General features: G+C 70.6%; 2 protein-coding genes. Both read left to right on the forward strand.

Annotated elements, in window-relative coordinates:
- Positions 1-5417 (forward strand): non-ribosomal peptide synthetase (locus G3O00_RS38910; RefSeq protein WP_206146168.1); only part of this gene is annotated, 5417 nt, incomplete at its 5' end.
- Positions 5418-5426: 9 nt separating this feature from the next.
- A partial coding sequence (locus G3O00_RS38915) for a condensation domain-containing protein (protein ID WP_241025539.1) occupies positions 5427-6215 on the forward strand: 789 nt, incomplete at its 3' end.

Here is a 6215-nt window from a genome sequence, read left to right on the forward strand (position 1 = left end):
CGGCCGGCGCGACGGGCGAACTGTATCTGGGCGGGCCGGGCGTCGCGCGCGGCTACCTGGGCCGCCCGGCGCAGACCGCCGAGCGCTTCGTGCCCGATCCGTTCACGCCCGGCGCGCGGCTGTATCGCACCGGCGACCGCGTGCGCTTGCGCACTGACGGCCGTCTCGCGTTCCTTGGCCGTATCGACGATCAGGTGAAGATTCGCGGCTACCGCGTCGAACCGGGCGAGGTGAGTGCGGCAGTGCGTGCGGCCGGCCCGATTGCGCAGGCTGAAACGCTCGCGATCGAACACGATGGCCGCCTGCGGCTCGCGACGTTTGTCGTGATGCGCGATGGCGCGAACTTCGACGAGACTGCGGTGCGCGCCGCGCTTGCCGCGAAACTGCCGGACTACATGGTGCCCGCGCAGTTCGTCGCGCTTACGCGCCTGCCGGTCACTGCGAACGGCAAGATCGATCGCGCCGCGCTGCGCGAACTGGCCGCTGCGCCGGTCGCGACTGCATCCGGCGATGGCCCGCACGGCGCGGTCGAAACGGTGCTCGCCGAAGTCTGGCAGGCCGTGCTGAAGGCGCCGAAGGTCGGCCGCAACGACAACTTCTTCGAACTCGGCGGCGATTCGATTCTCGTGCTGCAGGTGATCGCCCGGGCGCGCAAGCGCGGCGTGCGCTTCACGCCGAAGCAACTGTTCGACGGCCCGACGGTCGCCGAACTCGCGCGCATCGCGAAGACGGAGGACGTGGCTACGGCTGCGGCTGCCGCTGCCGCCGTTCAACCTGCGGTCGCAGCCAGCGCGCCGGTTACAGCAAAAGTCCTGACGCCCGCGCAGCAGCGCTTCTTCGCGCTCGATATCCCGCATCCGGGCCACTGGAGCCAGTCGGTCGCGTTCGACGTGCGCGGCCCGTTCGACGCCGATGCGTTTGCGCGTGCCTTCGAATCGTTGCTGACGCATCACGACGCGTTCCGCCAGCGTTTCGCGCGTGGCGCAGACGGTACGTGGCAGGCCAGCGATGCGGCGAAGCCGTACGATGCGCTGCCGTTCGTCGAAGTCGCCGCCCGCGACGAAGCCGACGCGCTTGCGCGCTTCGACGCGTTGCAGCGCCGTCTCGACCTCGGCCGCGGGCCGCTTGCCTGCGCCTGCGCGGCACGCTTGCCGGACGGCTCGACGCAGCTCTATCTCGCGATTCACCATGCGATCGTCGATGGCGTGTCGTGGCGCATCCTGCTCGACGACCTCGACACGGCCTACCGCGCCGCATGCGAACGCACGCCGGTCAGACTGTCGCCGCCGGGCCTGCGCGCGGATGCGTGGGCCGCACGGCTCGCCCGTGCGGCGACGGAACCGGCATCGCCGTTCGCGGATGAAGCCGCTTACTGGGCCGGCATGGCGCAGGGCGACGATGTCGTGACCGATCATCCGGACGCAACGGCGACGAACGCCGATGCAGCGGTGGTGGTGCAGACGATCGACGCGGCGTTGACCCGCGCGGCATTGACCGATGCGCATGCGGCCTATCGCACGCAGACGATCGAACTGCTGGGCGCGGCGCTCGCACTGGCGCTGGCCGGCGCGAGCGGTGCCGCATCGTGCCGCGTCGAACTGGAAGGGCATGGCCGCGAGGCGCTGTTCGACGACGCGGATGCGAGCCGCACGGTCGGCTGGCTGACGAGCCATTACCCGGTGACGCTGCCGGTCGCGGCCACGCCGCGCGACACGCTGTGCGCGGTCAAGGACGTGCTGCGCGCGGTGCCGCACAAGGGGCTCGGCTTCGGCGTGCTCACGCATTACGGCGATGCGGCGACGCGTGCGGCGCTGGCCGCCGTGCCGCGCCCGCGCGTCACCTTCAACTATCTCGGCCAGTTCGACGCACCGCGCGATGCCACGCTCGTACCGCGCTTCGGCGGTACCGGCGTCGAGCGCGATCCACAGGGGCCGCTCGGCAATGCGCTCGCGATCCACGCGTACCTCGACACGGATCGTGACGGCGCACGCACGCTGAAAGTGCACTGGGTCTACGGCGCACCGCAATTCGAGCGCGCGACGATCGACGCATTCGCCGAGCGATTCGCGGCGGCGCTGCGCGAACTCGTCGACGCGTGCGCGTCGCGCGTGGCGCATCGCGGCGGTGGTGCGACGCCGGGCGATTTCCCGCTCGCGCAGGCCGCCGGTCTCACGCAGGCCGCGATCGAGCGCACGCCGCTCGACTGGCGCACGATCGACGACGTGTATCCGCTGTCGCCGATGCAGCAGGGCATCCTGTTCCATGCGCTGTTCGCGCCCGGTCACGCCAGCTACGTGAACCAGCTCGTCGCGACGGCAACCGCGCTTGACGCCGACCGGCTCGCCGCCGCGTTCGAAGCGTCGATCGCGCGCCACGACATCCTGCGCACGAGCGTGATGCCGGACGAAGCCGCGCCGCTGCAGTGCGTGCATCGCCACGCACGCATGCCGGTCGAACAGCTCGACTGGCGCACGCGCGGCGACACGCTCGATGCCGATTTCGACGCCTGGCTCGCGGCAGATCGCGCCCGCGGCTTCGACTGGCGCGAGCCGCCGCTGATGCGGCTCACGCTGATTCGCGTGACCGACGACGCATGGCGTGTCGTGTGGACGCGTCACCACGTGCTGCTCGACGGCTGGAGCACCGCGCGCCTGCTCGCCGACGTGCTGCGCGACTATCGCGACCCGGATGCCGTGTCGCCGTTCGCGAGCCGCCCGGCGCTGCGTTATCGCGACTTCATCGCATGGCTCGGCACGCGCGACCGCGACGCCGACGAACGCTTCTGGACCGAACGCCTCGCGCGACTCGACGCACCGACGCTGATCGCGGAACGCACGGCCGATCGTGCGGATGCCGAAATGGTCACGTGGCGCGCCACGCTCGATGCCGACACGACGACGCGTGTCGCGCAGACCGCACGCGCATTGAAGCTGACCGTCAACACGCTGGTGCAGGGCGCCTGGGCGCTCGCACTGCAGCGGATGACGCACCAGCCGGCCGTCGCGTTCGGCGCGACCGTCGCGGGCCGTCCCGACGCACTCGCGGACGTCGATTCGGTGCTCGGCCTCTTCATCAACACGCTGCCGGTCATCACGGCACCCGCGCCGCAGCAACGCGCGGCCGACTGGCTGCAAACGTTGCAACGCGAGAACGCGGCTGCCGCCGAGCACGCGCACACGCCGCTCGCCGACATCCAGCGCTGGGCGCGCGGCGCGGGCGGTGCTCTGTTCGACACGCTGGTCGTGTTCGAGAACTACCCGGTCGACGACACGGCGCGCGAAGCCGATCCGCGTGCGCTGGCGTTGAACGGCGTGCGCAGCATCGAAGCGACCGATTTCGCGCTGACGCTCGTGATCGAGAGCGGCGCCGAGCTGACGATCGACTACGGCTACGACACCGCGCGCGTCGATGCGTGGCAGGTTGAAACCTGGCACCGCGCGTTCGCGTATGCGCTCGATGCACTGGCCCGCACGCCGGATGCGCTGCTCGGCACGCTGTCGATCGCCGACGAAGCCACGCGCGACGCGCTGGTACGTGCGCAGGACACCGCACACACCTGGCCGGACGAACAACGTCAGCCGCTGCATCTGCAGTTCGGCGACGCGGCACGGGCGACGCCTGACGCAATCGCGCTCGAATATGCCGACATTCACGGCGGTGTGCATCGCGCAACCTATCGCGAACTCGATGTCAGCACGTCATGCATCGCGGCCGCACTGCGCCGACGCGGCGTGCAGCCCGACACGCCGGTTGCGCTGTGCGTCGAGCGTTCGTTCGACATGGTGATGGCGCTGGTTGGCGTGCTGAAGGCCGGTGCGGCTTACTTGCCGGTCGATCCCGACTATCCGGCCGAGCGCATTGCCTACATGTTGCGCGACGCGCGGCCAGCGGTCGCGATCACGCAGGCTCATCTGCGCGAGCAGGTCGAGGCCGCGCTCGGCGACGATGCAACCACGCAGTTGCTGACGGTCGCGGACCTGCTCGCCGATGAAACCGAAAACGACGCCGCCCACGCGCCCGCCACGCTCGACGACGCCCAACTCGCGTACCTGATCTACACATCCGGTTCGACCGGCAAGCCGAAGGGCGCCGGCAACACGCACGGTGCGCTCGCGAACCGAATCGCGTGGATGCAGCACGCGTACCGGCTGACGCGCGACGACGTCGTGCTGCACAAGACGCCGTTCGGTTTCGACGTGTCGGTGTGGGAATTCGTGTGGCCGCTGGCGATCGGCGCGAAGCTCGCGATCGCCGCGCCCGGCGACCATCGCGATCCGGCTCGTCTGGCCGCCGCGATCCACGCACATGGCGTGACGGTGCTGCACTTCGTGCCGTCGATGCTCGCCGCATTTGCCGCGTATCTCGACGATTTCTCGGCCGCCGCCCAGTGCGACAGCGTGCGCCTGATCGTCGCGAGCGGCGAGGCACTCGCGCCCGAACTCGTCGCGAAAATGGCGCGGCTGCTGCCGAACGCCACGCTCGTGAACCTGTACGGGCCGACCGAAGCCGCGATCGACGTGTCGCACTGGACCTGCGGCCCCGACGACGCAAATGCGGTCGCGGTGCCGATCGGCCATCCGATCGCGAACCTGCAACTGCACGTGCTCGACGCCGCCTGGCAACCGGTGCCGGCCGGCGCGACCGGCGAACTGTATCTCGCGGGTGCGGGCCTCGCGCGCGGCTATCTCGGCCGCCCGGCGCTGACCGCCGAGCGCTTCGTGCCCGATCCGTTCGTGCCGGGCGCGCGCATGTACCGCACGGGCGACCTCGCGCGCCGGCGCGCCGACGGTGCGCTCGACTACCTCGGCCGCGTCGATACGCAGGTCAAGCTGCGCGGCCAGCGGATCGAGCCGGGCGAGATCGAGGCGCTGCTGCGCGCGGCGCCTGGCGTGAACGATGCGGTCGTGATCGTGCGCGACGAGCAACTGATCGGCTATGTCGCACGCGGCGACGCGGGCCCGCTCGACCGTACGGCACTGCTCGACGCGCTGCGCGCACAACTGCCGGCCTACATGGTGCCGTCGCAACTGATCGAACTCGATGCGTTGCCCGTCACGCCGAACGGCAAGTGCGACCGCCATGCGCTGCCCGCGCCGGTGCGCGAAGCGGCAGCCGAAGTCGAGCTCGCGACCGACACGGAGCGTGCGCTTGCCGAGATCTGGCAACGCGTGCTGCACGTGGATGCAATCGGCCGCGACGGCGATTTCTTCCTGCTCGGCGGCCATTCGCTGCTCGCGACGCAGGCCCACGCGCAGGCGAACCTGCACTGGGGGCTCGCGTTGCCGCTGCGCACGCTGTTCGACACGCGCACGCTGGCGCGCTGCGCGGAGGCGATCGACGCGGCCTGCGCGGCGCGCGGCGAAACCGACGCGGCGAGCGCGATCGATGCGCTGCTCGGCGAACTGGAAACCCAATAAGGACGACGGATGACGAAGGTTCAACCCGACTGGCTTGCGCTCGCGACGCGTTTCGCACAACTGCCCGACGCGCAGCGCGCGGTCTTCATCGACAAGCTCGGTGCCGCCGGCATCGACTTCCGCGTGCTGCCGATTCCGCCGCGCACGCCACGCAGCGACCGCGTGCCGGCGTCGTTCGCGCAGACGCGGCTGTGGCTGCACGCGCGGCTGATCGATGCGCCCGACGCGTATCACATCACCGAGCGCCTGGCGCTGACGGGCCCGCTCGACGCGCATGCGCTGCGTCTTGCCTGCGACGCGCTGATCGCGCGCCACGAGGCGCTGCGTACGACCTTCGACGAAGCGCAGGACGGTGTCGCGCAAACGATCCACGCGCCGTTGCGCTGCCCGTGGCGCGAAACCGATCTCGAAGCGCTGCCGGATGCGCAGCGCACCGCGCGCGCGGAGACCGTCGCGACGGCCGATGAAGCCGAGCCCTTCGATCTCGGCGCGGCACCGCTGGTCCGCGCGCATCTGGTGCGCTTCGATGCGACGCATCACTGGCTTGCGCTGACCGTCCATCACATCGTGTCGGACGGCTGGTCGTCGGGCGTGATGCTCGAGGAACTCGCGGCGTTCTATCGTGCGTACGCGTCCGACCGGCCGGTGGCACTCGCGCCGCTGCCGATCCAGTACGCCGACCACGCGCTGTGGCAGCGCCGCTGGCTCGACGCCGGCGAACGCGATCGCCAGCTCGCGTTCTGGCGCGAGCGGCTCGATCCGCAACGCGGCGTGCTGGCGCTGCCGGGCGCGGCTGCT

This window comes from Burkholderia sp. Ac-20384, from assembly GCF_017104605.1.
In the GTDB taxonomy this organism is placed as follows: domain Bacteria; phylum Pseudomonadota; class Gammaproteobacteria; order Burkholderiales; family Burkholderiaceae; genus Burkholderia; species Burkholderia lata.